The organism is Pedococcus dokdonensis (assembly GCF_900104525.1).
GTDB classification, from domain to species: Bacteria; Actinomycetota; Actinomycetes; order Actinomycetales; family Dermatophilaceae; genus Pedococcus; species Pedococcus dokdonensis.
Genome location: NZ_LT629711.1, coordinates 1,891,357 through 1,907,901, shown reverse-complemented (window position 1 = coordinate 1,907,901; position 16,545 = coordinate 1,891,357). Strand labels below are relative to the sequence as shown.

At 72.8% G+C, this 16,545-nt stretch carries 15 protein-coding genes; 13 read left to right on the top strand and 2 right to left on the bottom strand.

What is annotated here, in order from left to right; translation table 11 throughout:
* Positions 1 to 963, top strand: coding sequence for a methylmalonyl Co-A mutase-associated GTPase MeaB (gene meaB, locus BLQ34_RS09070; protein ID WP_091784302.1), 963 nt, complete (start codon positions 1 to 3; stop codon positions 961 to 963).
* A gap of 21 nt (positions 964 to 984) precedes the next feature.
* On the opposite strand, the gene BLQ34_RS09065 is transcribed toward meaB, so the two are convergent.
* Positions 985 to 1,452 (bottom strand): group II truncated hemoglobin, encoded by a 468-nt coding sequence (locus BLQ34_RS09065; RefSeq protein WP_091784298.1) that lies wholly within the window; start codon positions 1,450 to 1,452, stop codon positions 985 to 987.
* A gap of 110 nt (positions 1,453 to 1,562) precedes the next feature.
* Between BLQ34_RS09065 and BLQ34_RS09060 the strand changes: the two genes are divergently transcribed.
* The 10 genes from BLQ34_RS09060 to BLQ34_RS09020 all read left to right on the top strand — a co-directional run bounded on the left by BLQ34_RS09060 (position 1,563) and on the right by BLQ34_RS09020 (position 13,675).
* Complete coding sequence (locus tag BLQ34_RS09060) at positions 1,563 to 3,095, top strand: serine/threonine-protein kinase (RefSeq protein WP_091784295.1); 1,533 nt, start codon at positions 1,563 to 1,565, stop codon at positions 3,093 to 3,095.
* A 24-nt stretch (positions 3,096 to 3,119) separates the two neighbouring features.
* Entirely contained in the window at positions 3,120 to 4,808 is a 1,689-nt protein-coding gene (locus tag BLQ34_RS09055) for an FAD-dependent oxidoreductase (protein ID WP_091784292.1), read from the top strand.
* Positions 4,809 to 4,868: 60 nt separating this feature from the next.
* Positions 4,869 to 5,930: a GNAT family N-acetyltransferase gene (locus tag BLQ34_RS09050; protein ID WP_091784288.1), complete on the top strand. Its 1,062-nt coding sequence runs from the start codon at positions 4,869 to 4,871 to the stop codon at positions 5,928 to 5,930.
* 61 nt (positions 5,931 to 5,991) lie between these two features.
* Positions 5,992 to 6,300, top strand: coding sequence for a thiamine-binding protein (locus tag BLQ34_RS09045; protein WP_091784286.1), 309 nt, complete (start codon positions 5,992 to 5,994; stop codon positions 6,298 to 6,300).
* 190 nt (positions 6,301 to 6,490) lie between these two features.
* Positions 6,491 to 9,607, top strand: coding sequence for an FtsX-like permease family protein (locus BLQ34_RS09040; RefSeq protein ID WP_091784283.1), 3,117 nt, complete (start codon positions 6,491 to 6,493; stop codon positions 9,605 to 9,607).
* Positions 9,604 to 10,449, top strand: a complete 846-nt coding sequence (locus tag BLQ34_RS09035; protein WP_091784280.1) for an ABC transporter ATP-binding protein — start codon at positions 9,604 to 9,606, stop codon at positions 10,447 to 10,449. Before BLQ34_RS09040 ends, BLQ34_RS09035 begins: the two co-directional genes overlap by 4 nt.
* A gap of 32 nt (positions 10,450 to 10,481) precedes the next feature.
* Positions 10,482 to 10,628 (top strand): hypothetical protein, encoded by a 147-nt coding sequence (locus tag BLQ34_RS19010; RefSeq protein ID WP_172829327.1) that lies wholly within the window; start codon positions 10,482 to 10,484, stop codon positions 10,626 to 10,628.
* 59 nt (positions 10,629 to 10,687) lie between these two features.
* Positions 10,688 to 11,320: an ABC transporter ATP-binding protein gene (locus tag BLQ34_RS09030; RefSeq protein WP_231961517.1), complete on the top strand. Its 633-nt coding sequence runs from the start codon at positions 10,688 to 10,690 to the stop codon at positions 11,318 to 11,320.
* A 19-nt stretch (positions 11,321 to 11,339) separates the two neighbouring features.
* Positions 11,340 to 11,855 carry a MarR family winged helix-turn-helix transcriptional regulator gene (locus tag BLQ34_RS09025; protein WP_091784277.1) on the top strand — a complete coding sequence of 172 codons (516 nt, stop codon included), beginning with the start codon at positions 11,340 to 11,342 and terminating at the stop codon, positions 11,853 to 11,855.
* 92 nt (positions 11,856 to 11,947) lie between these two features.
* Complete coding sequence (locus BLQ34_RS09020; RefSeq protein ID WP_197674810.1) at positions 11,948 to 13,675, top strand: acyl-CoA mutase large subunit family protein; 1,728 nt, start codon at positions 11,948 to 11,950, stop codon at positions 13,673 to 13,675.
* 257 nt (positions 13,676 to 13,932) lie between these two features.
* Here the strand turns inward: BLQ34_RS09020 and BLQ34_RS09015 are convergent, their stop codons facing one another.
* The gene (locus BLQ34_RS09015) at positions 13,933 to 14,586 is read right to left on the bottom strand and encodes a TetR/AcrR family transcriptional regulator (protein WP_091784275.1); all 654 of its coding nucleotides are present in this window, start codon (positions 14,584 to 14,586) and stop codon (positions 13,933 to 13,935) included.
* 167 nt (positions 14,587 to 14,753) lie between these two features.
* On the opposite strand from BLQ34_RS09015, the gene BLQ34_RS19415 reads away from it, so the two are divergent.
* Entirely contained in the window at positions 14,754 to 15,560 is an 807-nt protein-coding gene (locus BLQ34_RS19415) for a hypothetical protein (RefSeq protein ID WP_197674809.1), read from the top strand.
* A complete protein-coding gene (locus tag BLQ34_RS09005; RefSeq protein ID WP_091784269.1) occupies positions 15,557 to 16,543 on the top strand; it encodes a hypothetical protein in 987 nt (328 codons plus the stop codon). The genes BLQ34_RS19415 and BLQ34_RS09005 overlap by 4 nt, the downstream gene beginning before the upstream one ends.
* The last annotated feature ends 2 nt before the right edge of the window (positions 16,544 to 16,545 follow it).

The following is a 16,545-nucleotide window of genomic DNA, read 5'->3' as shown; positions in this document are numbered from 1 at the left end:
TTGGCTCCCCGCACCGTCGACGTCCCTGCCCTGGTCGATGCGGCCAGGGCAGGGTCGCCTCGTGCCGTCGCGCGGCTGATCTCCCTCGTCGAGGACGCCCACCCCGCGCTGCGTGAGGTGATGGCCGCGCTGGCCCCCCACACCGGCCGGGCGCACGTCATCGGCATCACCGGCAGCCCGGGCGTCGGGAAGTCCACTTCCACCAACGCGCTCGTGGCCGCTTTCCGCAAGCAGGGCAAGCGGATCGGGATCCTGGCCGTCGACCCGTCCTCCCCGTTCTCGGGCGGCGCGCTGCTGGGCGACCGGGTGCGGATGCAGGACCACGCGCTCGACGCCGAGGTCTACATCCGCTCGATGGCCAGTCGGGGACACCTCGGCGGTCTCTCGTGGACGACCCCCCAGGCGTTGCGGGTCCTCGACGCGGCCGGCTGCGAGGTGGTGCTCGTCGAGACGGTGGGCGTGGGGCAGTCCGAGGTCGAGATCGCCGGGCTGGCCGACACCACGATCGTCCTGCTCGCCCCGGGTATGGGTGACGGGATCCAGGCTGCCAAGGCCGGCATCCTCGAGATCGGCGACGTGTTCGTGGTCAACAAGGCCGACCGCGACGGAGCCGACGCCACGGTCCGCGACATCCGCCACATGATCTCGCTCGGCGACCGCACCGAACCCGGCCTCTGGCGCCCCCCGGTCGTGAAGACCGTCGCGCAGCAGGGGCAGGGCATCGACGAGGTCGTCGAGGCGATCGAGAAGCACACGTCCTGGATGGAGGAGTCCGGCACGCTGCGCGAGCGTCGGATCCGCCGGGCCGGTGACGAGATCGAGTCGATCGCGCTCCAGGCGCTGCGCGCCAGGATGGGCGACCTGCGGCACGGCCAGGGCGTCGACGAGCTCGCTGCCGCCGTGGTGGACGGCACGACCGACCCGTATGCCGCCGCCGACCGGATCGTCGACGCCCTCGCCTGAGCGTGGCGGTGCGGGTGCACCTCAGTCGCGGCCGGAGGTGACCAGGCCGTCCCAGTCCCACCGCGGCATACCCCACCCGGACGGGACGCTCGCCCCGGCGTCGTGGAACTCGTTGACGTCGGCCACTGCCCACTCCATGTAGGCCCGCAGGGCCGCCCGGAACTCCGGGTCGGCCGGCAGCCCCACGTCGTCGGCGGCGGCGACGAAGCAGTCGACGAACCGCGGGCCCAGCTCGAGCATGCCCGGGCCGTTGCCGGCGTGCAGCCGCAGCATCGAGGAGTGGTCGCTCAGCTCGGCCGAGAACGTCGGTGGTCCGCCCAGCACCTCGGCCCAGTAGGCGGCGAGGCGCTGGACGTGGTGGGGGTCGAGGTCTTGCTTGCTGAACGGGTGGTTGAGCAGCGGATCGGCGACGCACCGCTCGTGGTGAGCACGGGCCAGGGCGAGGAAGGCGTCCTCGCCACCGGCGAACTCGTAGAGGCTCGGCCGCATCCCGACACCGTCGCACGGGCCGACCGTGGAGTGTCAAGGAACAGCCGTGGCCAATAGGGTGAACCCCGGACCCGATCGACAGACGACCAGCCCCGATCGAAAGGACCCCAGTGCCGCCCCAGGTCATCGCCGGACGCTACGAGGTGGTCCGTCCCATCGGCAGCGGTGGGATGGGCACGGTGTGGCTGTGCCGCGACACCGTCCTCGGCCGCGAGGTCGCGGTCAAGCAGATCGGCGCGCTGCCGGGGGAGCCGGCCGCGGCCGCGAGGGCGATGCGGGAGGCCCGGATCGCGGCGTCGCTCAACGACCCCCACGCCGTCGGGGTGTTCGACGTGGTCGACGAGAACGACTCGCACTGGCTGGTGATGGAGTACGTCGAGGGCCAGAGCCTGGCCGAGCGGATCCGCGAGGTCGGCGCCCTGCCACCGACCCGCGTCGCCGCGATCGGGTCGGCGGTCGCCAGTGCCCTCGCCCGAGCCCACGAGCGCGGCATCGTGCACCGCGACATCAAGCCCGGCAACATCCTCATCGACCTGGCCGGCACCCCCAAGATCAGCGACTTCGGGATCGCCCGGGCCCAGGCCGACGACCAGCTGACGCAGACCGGGTTCATGACGGGCACTCCCGGCTACCTCTCACCCGAGCTCGCTCGGGGCGGCGACCCGACCCCGGCCTCCGACGTCTGGGCGCTCGGGGCCACGCTCTTCTACGCGGTCGAGGGGCAGCCCCCCTACGAGGCACAGGCCAACCCGCTGGCCACCCTGCAGGCGATCTCCCGCGGCGACGGGCGCCCGGTGGAGAAGGCCGGACCGCTGGGCGGCGCCATCGCCGCGATGATGGACCGCGACCCCGAGCGCCGCTGGGACATGGCCACCGCCTCCGACCGGCTGGACCGGATCGCGCACGGTGACGCCACCATGGCGCTGCCCGCGGGCGCGCTGCTCGGGGCCGGCGCCGACCCTGCCGCGACCGAGGTCATCGCCGCGCCCGTCGAGAGCACCCAGCGGTTCGAGCCCGCGCCGCTGCCGCCCCCGCCCGTGACCGACCCGTATGCCGCCCGCGGCACCGCCCCGAGGGACGACCGGGACGGGCGCTCGCGGGCGACGGCCTGGATCGTGGCGCTGGTCGTCCTGGCCCTGATCGCGCTCGGCATCGCCTACGCGCTGACCGACGGGTTCGGCACCAACACACCCACCCCGGGCCAGACGACCACGGTCACGTCCACGCAGACCAAGACCGAGACCCCGTCGGAGACGAAGACGACGAGCAGCACCACGTCCAGCTCGACCACCACCACGACCACCACGAGCACCACGACCGACACCTCGAAGGACGACGCGGCCCTCACGCGGTTCATCGAGTCCTACTACCGCGACGTCACCAAGGCCAACAAGCGCAACGACACGTTCGCCCAGCTGACCCCCGCCATGCAGCAGGCCTCCGACGGGCGGGAGGGCTACGAGACGTTCTGGGACAGCATCGAGTCGGTCGACGTCGGCAACGTCGAGGCCGACTCGGCCAACGACAAGGCCGTCGTCGAGCTGACCTTCAAGCCCAAGGACGGCGACGAGAGCGACGAGACGCACACACTGACCTTCGTGCGCGACGGCGACTCCTGGCTCATCGACAGCGACCGGCAGTGACGCCCTCGCCATGACCTTCCAGCCATGACCACCACGGCCCGGGTCCGTCCGGCGATCGTGCTCGTGGTCGCGGCAGAGCAGATCCCGGTGGTCGACAGCGAGTTCGCGCGCTACGCAAGGGATTACGACGTCCTCTGCGCCGACGACGCAGACGGCGCCCGCGAGCTGGTGCGCCAGGCGCTGGAGGACGGCCAGCCGGTGGCGCTGCTCGGTGTCGGATGGGCGGTCCCCGGCGTCGAGGTGGGGCTCGACCTGCTCGACGAGCTGCACACGCTCCTGCCCGCGGCCCGGCGGATCTGCCTGACGTCGCGCGGTGACTACGGCCTGTCGCTGCCCAGGCTGCGCGAGGCGTTGGGGCGCGGGCGGATCGACACCTACCTGCTCATCCCGACAGGTCCGCGCGACGAGGAGTTCCACACCGCCGTCACCGAGTACCTCTCGGACTGGGGCTGGACGGCATCGACGCCCGAGGTCGAGGGTGTGCAGGTGATCGAGGGCGGGTCACGAGCCGAGGTGTCGCGGATCCGCGACTTCCTCGACCGGATGGGCATCCCGCACGGGGTGTACTCGCCCGACAGCGAGGTCGGTCGGCAAGTCCTGGCCGACCTGCCCTCGGTGCAGAGCGGTGCGTCGCCGGCGTTCCCGGTCGTCGCCTCGGGGCTCGTCGGTGACCCGATCGAGGGCGCCACCGCGCGGATGGTGGCGCGGGCCGTCTACGGGTCGCCCCAGACCATGGACGCCGACGACACGATCGACCTCGTCGTGATCGGCTCCGGCCCGGCCGGCTTGGCGGCGGCCGTGTACGGCGCCTCCGAGGGTCTCGACACGGTGGTGATCGAGTCCGACGCGGTCGGCGGTCAGGCGGGGACGAGCTCGATGATCCGCAACTACCTGGGCTTCCCGCGCGGGATCTCGGGCATGCGGTTGGCGCAGCGGGCCCGGTTCCAGGCGTCGCGGTTCGGGGCCCGGATCTACACCGGCGTGGCGGCCGAGGGCATCGTGCCCGCCGCCAGCCCGGGCGGCTCGCACGTCATCCGCACCGAGAGCGGCGAGCTGCACGCCCGCGCCGTGCTCGTCGCCACCGGGGTCACCTACCGGCGCCTCGGGATCGACCCGCTCGAGGAGCTGGTCGGCCTCGGCGTCTACTACGGTGCCGCGACCAGCGCGGCCCGCGAGATGGAAGGGCGCAGCGTCTTCGTCGTCGGCGGTGGCAACTCGGCCGGTCAGGCGGCGGTCTACCTCGCCCGGTATGCCGTGCGCGTCACCCTGTGCGTGCGACGCCCCGACCTGGCGGCCACCATGTCCGACTATCTGATCCGGGAGATCGACTCGACCGACCGGATCACCGTGCGGACCTCCACGCGGGTCGTCGACGGGGGCGGTGACTCGTCCCTCGAGTGGCTCGAGCTGGCCGGCCCGGACGGTGCCGAACGGGTCGACGCCGGCGGCCTGTTCCTGCTCCTGGGGGCCGACCCGTGCGGTGACTGGCTGCCCGACGAGGTGGTGCGGGACGAACGCGGCTTCGTCCTCACCGGCCGGGACGTGCCGATGGAGCTGTGGCGCAACGGCCGACCGCCGGCCGCGCTGGAGACCACCGTGCCCGGCATCTTCGCGGCCGGCGACCTGCGGGCAGGCTCGATGAAACGGGTCGCCTCGGCCAGCGGCGAAGGTGCTGCGACCGTCGCCCTCGTGCACGCCCACCTCGCCCCCTGAGCGGGCGACGACGGCGAAAACCCGTTGTCCGAGAACGCCTCCTGGCCGGACACTCGGACCATGAACCCGACGACGGAACCGCACCTGGCAGCGCACGACGACCCCACCGGCACCGTCGTGGTGCGGCTCATGGACGTCCACGACGACGCCGAGGTGGCCGCGGTCCACGCGGCCGACAGCGCGTCGAAGCGGCACCAGCGCCCGTGGGCCAAGCTCTGGTCGCTGCGCGAGATGACGGTGCAGCTCCGCAGCACGAGCTCGTCCGAGCGGTTGGAGCCCTGGATCGCCCTGGTCGACGGGCAGGTGGCGGGCGTGGCCCTGCTGTGGTTCCCGCTGCTCGACAACACCCAGTTCACCTGGGTCGAGCTCGAGGTCGACCCCGCCCTGCGCGAGCGGGGCGCGGGCAGCGCCCTCGCCGAGCGGGTCGTCGAGCGCACCCGTGAGGAGGGTCGCCGCACCGTGCTGGTCGAGTTCAACGTGCCGGACGGCGCCCGGGCGGACCACCCGCACGTCCGGTTCGCCGAGCGGCACGGCTTCAGCTACGCCAACACCGAGATCCGCCGCATCCTGGACCTCCCCGTCGTGCCGGAGCGGCTCGCCGAGCTCGCCGCCGGTGCGGCCGAGCACCACCAGGGCTACCGGGTCGAGTCGCACCGGTCGCCCCTGCCGGAGGCGCTGCTGCCGTCCTACATCGACTGCTGGAACCAGCTGGCCGTGGACGCCCCGACCGGTGAGGTGGACTTCGAGGAGGAGAAGCAGACCCCGCAGACCTATCTCGAAGAGCTCGAGCGGATGCGGGCACAGGGCCGCACCATGCTGCACACGGTGGCCATCGCACCGTCCGGTGAGGTGGTCGCCTACAACGACCTGGTCGTGTCGGAGGACGACCCCGACGAGGTCATGCAGTGGGGCACCCTCGTCCGCCGGGACCACCGGGGCCACCGGCTGGGCATGGCGGTCAAGGCCCGCGGTCTGCAGGAGCTGGCCCGGCTGGCCCCTGAGACCAAGCGGATCAACACCTGCAACGCCGAGCAGAACGCCCACATGGTGGGTGTCAACGTCGAGCTCGGCTTCGCGAAGGTCGAGGCGCTGCTGTCCTACCAGCGGCACGTGACCGACTGAGCCGGCCCCGTCGCGCCGGGGGGCGCGACGGGGAGCCGGGCTCGCGGCATACGGTGGGCGCATGCTCGTCGCCTTCTCCGTCGCCCCGTCCGTGCCCGCCGACTCCACCGGCTCGGTGAGTGAGGCGGTTGCTGCCGCTGTCACCGTGGTCAGGGAGTCCGGGCTGCCGCACCGCACCTCGTCGATGTTCACGGAGGTCGAGGGGGAGTGGGACGAGGTGATGGCGGTGGTGAAGGGTGCCGTCGACGCCGTGGCGCAGTTCGGCCCGCGGGTCAGCCTGGTGCTCAAGGCCGACATCCGCGACGGGTATGCCGGTGAGCTCACCGCCAAGCTCGACCGCCTCGAAGCGGCCATCGACTCCCAGGGCTGACCCCCGACCACGGCACACCACCCGCCCGCCGCCCTCGCGCGGGCAGGCTTGCGGTGGGTGGCGATCCCGGGCGGAAATCGTTGCCGGAATGTAGCCGGTGGCCGTAGATCGGTCCCCTAGGGTCGAGCGGGGAGTTCGGCGTCCGGTTCCCGGTCACGCACCTGAGACGACACCAGGGAGGGCATGCGGCATGTGGGCGGCGATCCGCTACCGACGGGCCCAGGCCCTCGTGCTCGTCCTCCTCGCCGCCCTCATCGCGACGTGCGCGTCGTTCGCCCCGCTCTACCAGCGGGCGCTCGAGCAGGCCCAGCTGCGGCAGGCCATCGGCGCCGCGTCGCCCGCGGACACCGCCCTGGTGGTGCGGGCCGGTCGCACGCCGGCCAACCCCGGCTTCGACGCGGACACGCTGCGGGCCAACGTGCCGGCGGCGGTCGCGCGGCTCTACGGCGCGGGCGTCGGCCAGCTCTCCGAGCAGATCTCGGTCGTGCCGCGCGATGGGCTCAAGCCGTCGCCGCTCACCGTCCTCTCGCGCACCGACGTGTGCCAGCACGTGGAGCTGACCGTCGGCACCTGCCCCTCGGCGCCCGGACAGGTGATGGTGTCGGCCAAGGACCTCGCGGCGTGGAAGTGGAAGGTCGGCACGACCTTCCCCGTCGCAGTGCCCGGCAGCGGCGCCAGCGGCGACCTCAAGACGACCAAGCTCACCGTGTCGGGCGCCTACGAGGTGCAGCCCGACCCCGTCTACTGGATGCGGGAGCAGCTCGACGGCAAGTCGGGGACCCTGATCACGATCGGGCTCGAGCAGGTGCCGGCCATCGACGACTTCGTGGTGTCCGACTCGACCTTCACGCCCACGTGGGGCACGGTCCAGGGCTCGTACACGATGCCCCTCGACCGCACCCTGTTCACGCTCGGCAACCTCGACGAGATCTCGCAGATCCTCGGCCAGCGCCAGGGCAGCGTCGCCGGCGGCATCCCCGGCGCCCTCGTCGAGACCAAGCTGCCCACCATCATCGACGGCCTGCGGGTGGGGCAGCAGCGGTTGCAGGTGATCGTGCCGCTGCTGATGGCCCAGCTCGGGCTGCTCGCGGTCGCGATCCTCCTGCTCGTCGCCCAGGCGACCGTGGAGCAGCGCCGCCCCGAGGTCGCGCTGGCCCGGCTGCGCGGTCGCAGCAGGGAGGGAGCCGGGCGACTGATCATGGGCGAGCTCGCGCTCACCGTCGGGCTCGGCCTGCCCATCGGCTTCCTCCTCGCGCTGCTGCTGACCAGCCTGGTGCGGTGGTTCCTGCTGCCGAGCGGGGTGCCGTTCGAGGTGCCCTGGACGGTCCTGGCCGCGTTGGGCGTCGCCGCCGTGGCGTGTGCCGTCGCGATCTGGGTGGCGGCACGACCGGTCCAGCGGCTCACCGTCTCGTCGCTGCTGCGCCGGGTCGCCCCGGAGCGCCAGCGGGCCGTGGGGGTCTTCGACATCCTTGCCGTGGCGCTCGCCGTCTTCGGCGTCGTCGGGCTCGCGACCAAGTCGCTGGAGGGCCCGCTGGCCCTGATCACCCCGACCCTGATCGCCCTCGCCGCGGGGCTCGTCGTCGCCCGCGTCACGGTGCCCGTCGCGGCGGCGGCCGGGCGGACCAACCTCCGGCGCGGGCAGGTCGGCCGGTCGCTGACCGCCTTCGGGCTGCAGCGCCGCTCCGGGCCGCGCAAGGTGATCACGGTGGTCAGCGTCGCCGTCGCGCTGACCGTCTTCGCCGCCAACGCCCTCGTCGTCGGCGACCGGAACTGGTCAGCCCGCGCCGAGGTGCAGAACGGCGCGCCGCTCGTGCTCGACACCGACAGCCGGAACCCCACGACGCTGCTCGCGGCCACCCGGACGATCGACCCCGACGGCACCCGGGTCAGCCCGGTCGCCGTGGTCCGGCGGGTGGACGCCAAGTCCACGCCGACCATGGCCGTGGTGACCCGCACCCTCGACGAGATCGGGTTCGCACCCCCGGGCACGGCATACCGGCTCGGCTCGCTGGCCCCGCCCGACATCGCGCCCGTGCAGCTCAAGGGCACCCGGGTCACGGGGACGGTCCGCTACGACCTGACCACGCCCGAGTCCGAGGTCGTGCAGCGACCGCCCGGACAGTCCGGGGCGCCGACCGCCCCGACCACGGTCGTGCCGCAGGGCGACCCCAACGAGCTGCGGCTCTCGGTCACCATGCCGACCGGCCAGCGGCTGACGCGTCTGATCGGCACCATCCCGCTGGACGGCAAGGGCACCGTCAAGCTCAACGGGTTGCTGCTCTGCCCGGACACCTGCCGACTCGACGGGTTCGAGTTCCGCAAGACCGACCCAGTGGCCTCGCAGGTCTCCGGCACCCTGTCGATCACCGGGCTCGGCATCGACGGGAAGTCCCTCGAGGTCGGCAAGAAGGCGCTCTGGAACCCCTACGTGCCCGCCACCGACGGCGCCCCCGACTCGTTCGAGCTCAAGGACGGACCCGCCGACACGCTCGCCTTCGAGCTGCTGTCGACCGGGTTCTCGCTGAGTGTCACGCACGCCGACGTCCCCGCGATCCTGCCCGGACTGCTCGCCGGCGACGTGCCGCCGGGCGGGACGCCGGGCAAGTTCGACGCCGTGGGGCTGGCCGGGGTGCCGATCGTGGCGTCGGCGACCCAGCGCGTCGCGACACTGCCGGTGCTGGGAGAGCAGGGCGTGCTGGTCGACTACGAGACGCTCGCCCGACTGGGCGGCACCCTCGCGGACACCGGCACCCTCTCGGTGTGGCTGGCCAACCCCGCCGACCGGGCGAAGGTCGTCCAGCAGCTGACCGCCCAGGGCGTGGGAATCCTCACCGAGCACCCCTACGCCGCGGCGAAGGACAAGCTCGACGAGTCGGCCTCCGCGCAGGGACTGCGGCTCGCGGCGTTCACCGGGGCGATGGGCATCCTGCTCGCGGCGCTGGTCGTGATCGTCATGACGGTCACCGGCTGGCGGACGGTCGCGCGGGACATGGCGGCCCTCAACATGGCCGGCGTGCCGATGGCGACGCTGCGCCGCGCGCTCGTCCGCGAGCAGGTCGTGCTCGTGCTGGTCGGCTCCGTCGTGGGCCTGGTCTGCGGGGCCGTGAGCTCCCTGCTCGCCATGCCGCTGGTGCCGTTGTTCGACAGCACAGCCGACCCCGTGCCCGCCCTCGACCTCACCCCCGCGGTCGCTGCCACGGCCGGGGTCGCGGTCGTGGCGGCGCTCGTGCTGGTGCTCGTGGGCTGGCTGTCGGCGCGGGGGTCCGGGCGCCGGATCACGTTGCAGCGAGTGAGGGAGAGCCTGTGAGCGGGGGTCTGAAGGTCTCGACGCGGGGGCTCGTGCACATCTACCGCGCGGAGGGCCACGACGTCGCCGCCCTCTCCGGCGTCGACCTCGTCGTCAACCCCGGCGAGGTCGTCGGGCTGCTCGGTCCGTCGGGTGCCGGGAAGTCCACGCTGCTGACCCTCTTCGGCGGCCTGATGCGACCGAGCGCCGGGCGGGTGCTGGTCGGCGAGCACGAGCTCTCGACGATGACCGAGGCCGACCTCGACCGGTTCCGCGCCGCCGAGGTGGGGCTGGTCCTCCAGGGCGCCGCGCGCAACCTGCTGCCCTACCTCACCGCCCGCCAGAACGTCGAGTTCGCGCAGCAGTCCGCCCGCAGCGCCGGCCGCGAGGTCCCGCCGCCCGGCGAGGTGCTCGAGCTCGTGGGCCTCGACCACGCGGCGACCGCACCACTCGACTCGCTGCCCCCGGGCCAGCTCCAGCTCGCCGCCCTCGCGGTTGCGCTCGCGAGCCGCCCGGGCCTGCTGCTCGGCGACGAGCCGACCTCGCAGCTGCACCACTCGTCGCGCGACCTCGTGCTCGACACCCTGCACCGGGTCAACCAGGAGTGGGGGACCACCGTCGTCGTCGTCACCCACGACCCCGAGGTCGCGGCGCGGCTGCCGCGCACCGTCACCATCCGTGACGGGCGGGTCGGCGGCGAGGGCCGCTCCGGCGAGGCGTATGCCGTGGTGTCGGCGGACGGGTCGCTGCCCCTTCCGCCCGCCGCCGTCGACGCGTTCCCGCCCGGCGCGCTGGTGCGGGTCGACGAGGTCGACGGTGTCTGGACGCTGATCCCGCAGGGAAGAGGTGACGGCGGTGAGTGACCTGGAGCATGACCAGGAGCATGACCAGGAGCATGACCAGGAGCGTGGCCGTCACCGCGGTCGGCGCCATGGCCGGGACCGTGGCCGGGACGCTGGCCGGGACGCTGGCCGGGACGCTGGCCGGGACCGGGGCCGGGACGGTGGCGTCGAGCTCGACGCGCAGCGTGACCCGGTCCTGACCGGCCCCCGACCGGAACCGCTCGAGGACGTCGAGTCGCCGCCGCTGCGGCTGGCCGGGGTGACGGTGCGCTACGGCTCGACGGTCGCCGTCGCCGGTGCCACCTTCGACGCCTACGCGGGCGAGTTCATCGCGGTGACCGGGCACAGCGGGGCGGGGAAGTCCTCCCTGCTGTGGGCCATCGGTGGCGCCGTCGGCTTCGAGGGCTCGGTCCGGCTCGGCGACGACGAGGTCCGCGACCGGGCCCAGGCGGCCCGCCTGGGAGTGGAGGTCATCCCGCAGGGCAGTGCGCTGGCCGTGCTGCTGTCGGCCCAGGAGAACGTCGCCCTCCCGCTGCTGGCCCGCGGGGTGCGTCCCGACGACGCCCAGCGGCGGGCCCGGGCCGCCCTCGAGTCGGTCGGGCTGCACGAGTCGGGCAGCCACCTCGCCGAGGAGCTGAGCGGCGGCCAGCAGCAGCGGGTTGCGGTGGCTCGCGGTCTGGCGCTGCGCGGGCACGTGCTGCTCGCGGACGAGCCCACCTCCGAGCTCGACCACGACAACCGCGAACGCGTGCTGGCACTGCTGCGCGCCGAGGCGCGCCGCGGGGCCATCGTCATCATGGCCACGCACGACCCCGAGGCGGCCGAGGAGGCCGACGGCGAGATCCGGCTCGACGACGGCCAGGTTGAGACGATCCGCACCCCCAGCGCCTGACCCGGCTAGCCTGCTGCGCGTGCCGAAGCCGATCCGCCTGCCGTTCGACCCCATCACGCGGGCGGCCCAGCTGTGGACCCGTCGCTGGGGTCGCACCTCGCAGCCGTTGGCCATGGCGAGCGCGACGTCGATCATGCGGGTGCAGCAGCTGCTGATCACCGACTACGACGCGATCGTCGGCCGGCACGGCCTGACCTTCGCGCGCTACGAAGCGCTGGTGCTGCTCGCGTTCAGCCGCGACGGCCGGCTGGGGATGACCAAGATCGGGCAGCGCCTGATGGTGCACCCGACGAGCGCCACCAACATCGTCCAGCGGCTCGACGCCCAGGGCTTCGTCGAGCGGGTGCCGAACCCCGACGACGGGCGCGGCACGCTGGCCATCATCACGCCGGCCGGGCGCGACGCGATGGAGGCGGCCACCGCCGACCTCGTGCAGCACAGGTTCGGGCTGGGGATGCTCTCCGCGGCCGAGCACGAGCAGCTCTTCGAGCTGCTGCGCAAGGTGCGCGTCGGCGCCGCCGACTTCGACGGCTGACCCGGCCCCACGGCATACCCCGCGGCTGTCTCCCCTCGGTGCGAAGGGGCCTGGTTTGGACAGATAGTAGGACGTCCTAGTAAATTGCAGGCATGACGCAGCCGTCCCAGCCCGAGATGTCCGGAGCCGCCCGCTGGCAGGCCCGCTACGACGCCGCGCAGGCGAAGGGGCAGGTGCGCGAGGCCGACTTCACGACGCTGTCGCAGATGGAGGTCGACCCGGTCTACGGCCCGGCCGACGGCTCCGAGGTGCCCGAGCGGATCGGCTGGCCGGGGGAGTACCCGTTCACCCGTGGTCTGTACCCGACCGGCTACCGCGGTCGCACCTGGACGATCCGCCAGTTCGCCGGGTTCGGCAACGCGGTGCAGACGAACGAGCGCTACAAGATGATCCTCGAGCGCGGCGGTGGCGGTCTCTCGGTGGCCTTCGACATGCCCACCCTGATGGGTCGCGACTCCGACGACCCGATGAGCCTCGGCGAGGTCGGCCACTGCGGCGTGGCGATCGACTCCGCCAAGGACATGGAGGTGCTGTTCGACGAGCTGCCGCTCGAGGACATCACGACCTCGATGACGATCAGCGGTCCGGCCGTCCCGGTCTTCTGCATGTACCTCGTGGCCGCCGAGCGCCAGGGCGTCGACCTCGGCGTCCTCAACGGCACCCTGCAGACCGACATCTTCAAGGAGTACATCGCCCAGAAGGAGTGGCTGTTCGCGCCCGAGCCGCACCTGCGCCTGATCGGCGACCTGATGGAGTACTGCGCCGAGAACATCCCGGCCTACAAGCCGCTGTCGGTCTCCGGCTACCACATCCGCGAGGCCGGTTCGACGGCCGCGCAGGAGCTCGCCTTCACCCTCGCCGACGGCTTCGGCTACGTCGAGCTGGGGCTGTCGCGCGGTCTCGACATCGAGACCTTCGCACCCGGCCTGTCGTTCTTCTTCGACAGCCACGTCGACTTCTTCGAGGAGATCGCCAAGTTCCGTGCCGCCCGCCGGATCTGGGCCCGCTGGATGCGCGACGTGTATGGCGCGAAGACCGACAAGGCGCAGTGGCTGCGGTTCCACACGCAGACTGCCGGGGTGTCCCTGACCGCGCAGCAGCCCTACAACAACGTGGTGCGCACCGCGGTCGAAGCGCTCGCCGCGGTGCTCGGTGGCACGAACTCGTTGCACACCAACGCCCTCGACGAGACCCTGGCGCTGCCCAGCGAGCAGGCCGCCGAGATCGCCCTGCGCACGCAGCAGGTGATCATGGAGGAGACCGGCGTCGTCAACGTCGCCGACCCGCTCGGCGGCAGCTGGTACGTCGAGGCCCTGACCGACAAGATCGAGGCCGAGGCCGAGGCGATCTTCGACAAGATCAAGGCGATGGGTGAGCTCGGCAAGCCGCTCAACTCCGACGGCCGCGTCGAGCACGAGGTCGGCCCCATGACGTCGGGCATCCTGCGCGGCATCGAGGACGGCTGGTTCATGTCCGAGATCGCCGAGGCGGCGTTCCAGTACCAGGTGTCGCTGGAGAAGGGCGACAAGAAGGTGGTCGGCGTCAACTGCCACACCGCCTCGGTCACGCACGAGCTCGAGATCCTGCGGGTCAGCCACGAGGTCGAGCGCGAGCAGGTCGCCACCCTCAAGTCCCGCAAGACCGAGCGCGACGAGTCGGCCGTGCGGGCCGCCGTGCAGCACATGGTCGAGGTCGCGCGCACCGACGCCAACATGGTCCCGGCGATGCTCGACGCCGTGCGCGCCGAGGCGACCCTCGGTGAGATCTGCGACGCCCTGCGCGACGAGTGGGGCATCTACCGGGAGCCGGCCCGCTTCTAGCCCACCCGTCGCTCATCCATGCAAAAGGCGAGTTAGTGCCGCCACTGAGCGGCGCTGACTCGCCTTTTGTATGGGGTAGCGCCGCCACAGAGCGGCGCTGACTCGCCTTTTGCATGGGGTAGCGCCGCCACCGTGCGGCGCTGACTCGCCTTTTGTATGAGGTAGCGCCGCCACTGAGCGGCGCTAACTCGCCTTTTGCATGAGGTAGCGCCGCCACTGAGCGGCGCTAACTCGCCTTTTGCATGAGGTAGCGCCGGCTAGGTCGGGTCGGCGTCCTCGTCGTCGGCCTCGCGCTGCTGGCGCCGGAGCCGGGCGTACGCGACGTCGGCGAGCAGCGCGATCAGCCCGTCGACGAACGCCTCGTCGGGCTCGCCGGTGGCCAGCGCACGGTGCATCACCGACCCCACCACCACGTCGGCGAGCAGGTCGACGTCGATCATCTCGCGGCGGATCTCGCCGCGGTCGATGGACCGCTCGACCGACGTCGCGACGAGGGCGTGCAGGCGGGTCGACAGCGACTCGCGCACCTGCCGTCCCACCCCGTCGGGGTCGCGGGCCGACTCGGCCAGCAACGCGGCATACGCACCACCGGTGGACGGATCGCGCAGCAGCCGCGCCGCCTCACCGATGCCGGCCCGCATGTCGGCCGCGAGCGAGCCGTGGTCGTCGATCTCGATCTCGTCGAAGGTCGCGGCCACCGCGTGCACGGCCAGCTCGATCTTGGACGGCCAGCGACGGTAGAGGGTGCTCTTGGCCACCCCGGCCTTGGCGGCGACGTGCTCCATCGACATCCGCGCCACGCCCTTGTCGGCGAGCACCTGGCGTGCCGCGGCCGTGATCGCCTGCTCGGTCGCCTCCTCGCGGGGACGTCCCGGGCGGCGTGGGCGGCCGGACCGTGGGCGTGTGGTCATCACCGGCGATCATGCCACCGACGCGGCGGAACGCACGGTGGGACGGGTGGTGAGGGTGGGGCTGGGGATTTGTCGTCACGGGGGACACTGGGTCATGGTGGTGTGATGCCGGCTGCGGGGAACCCCCCGTGGGCCGGCCCGCTCACGTAAGGATTTCTACTGTGTCGATGGTCGCCAAACGCGTGCTGTCCGCCGCGCTGACGGTGATCGGACTCGGGCTCGTGGTGGTCGGTGCCTGGTTCACCGTGCACCTCGGTTCGTCCGGCAGCGCCACCCTGCGCGCCACGCCCGCGGGTGAGGCGCTGGTCGTCGTCGAGCCCTCGCTGCTCAACCGGGTCGACGCGCCCGCCACGGTGACCGCCTACGCCGCGCCCGGCACGGCCATCTGGATGGGCCGCACCACCCCCACCGACGCCCGCGCCATCGTCGGAGCGGCCGACCGCACCACGGTCACCGGCGCGCACGTGCGCGACTGGAGCCTGGTCTCGACGCGCGCTGGCGCGGGCACCGCCCCCCAGCTCGCCGGCGCCGACATCTGGCGCCAGACCGCGACCGGGCAGGGCCGGGTGCACCTCACCGTCGAGCAGAGCGGGGCGCCCGAGTCGGTCGTCGTCGCCGCGCCCGACGGCAGCCCCGTCGACCTGACCCGGCTGACCGTCACGGTGGAGCGCAAGACCTGGTTCTTCCAGGCCCTCCTCGTGACGCTGGTCGGACTGCTCGCCACCGCGACGGGGGTGGCCGGACTGTGGCAGACCCGTCCACGACGGGCCGGCCAGGCCGCCACGCAGTCCGAGCCTGCCACGCAGTCCGAGCCTGCCACGCAGTCCGAGCCCGCCACGCAGTCCGAGCCTGCCAAGCCCGAGCCCGCCAAGCCCGAGCCCGCCAAGCCCGAGCCCGCCAAGCCCGAGCCCGCCAAGCGGGACACGACGACCGACTCCACGACCGACACCACGACCGAAGAGGTGAGCCCATGACCAGCCGCATCCGCCTGACCGCCGCCGGCGCCCTGGTGCTGGCCCTCACCGCGTGCGGCGCCGGCACCGGGCTGGTCGGCGTGCACGACGCCCCGGCCCAGGTCACCACCACCGCGCCGATCTCGCCGGAGACCGCCGAGACGATCGCCACCCGCGTGCTGACCAAGGCCGCGGAGGCCGCCGCCGCCAAGCCCGCCGATGCCCAGGCGCTGCGCACCGAGGCGCTCACCGGCAGCGCGCTGGCGGTCGCGAACGCCGCCAGCCGGCTCGAGGCCGGTGCCGCCACCGCCCCCCCGCCACTCAAGCGGACCGACCCGCCGAAGGTCCTGGCCGTGTCGCGGGGCACCGCCTGGCCGCGGCTGATCCTCGTGCAGACGGCGACCGCCGAGGGCGGCGCCGTGCTCAACCTGCTCGTGTCCGCCGACGCCCGGACGCCGTTCCGGCTCAGCGCCTCCGCCCCGATGCAGCCGGGCGCGAGCGTCGCGGCCCTCGACCCGCTCGGTGCCGGCTCACCCGTGGTGACCGACGGTGGCGACCTCCCCGTGCAGCCCGCAGCCCTGCTCAAGGAGTATGCCGCGAGCCTCACCTACCCGAAGCCCGCCGCCGCCGCCGACGTCAACGCCACGGACCCGTTCTCCACCGCCATCCGGGCCCACGCGGGCGAGCAGGCCAAGACCTTCGGCAAGCTGGCCACCCTCACCCAGACCCACGCTGTGGAGCCCGACAGCACCGTGGCCATCGCCCTCAAGGGCGGGGGAGCGCTGGTCTTCGGCCTGCTGGAGCGCACTGACACGATCACGCTGCGCAAGGGTGGCAAGTCGCTCACCCCCAGCGCGGACTTCCAGCGGCTGGTGCGCAAGAAGACGCTGAAGAAGAGCGCCACCCTCAAGAGCTACGAGACCGTGGTGTTCACCGTGCCGGCCGACGGCAAGGCCGGGGTGGTCGCGGTCGACGAGGTGCTGTTCTCCGCCAAGGGCTCGTGAGG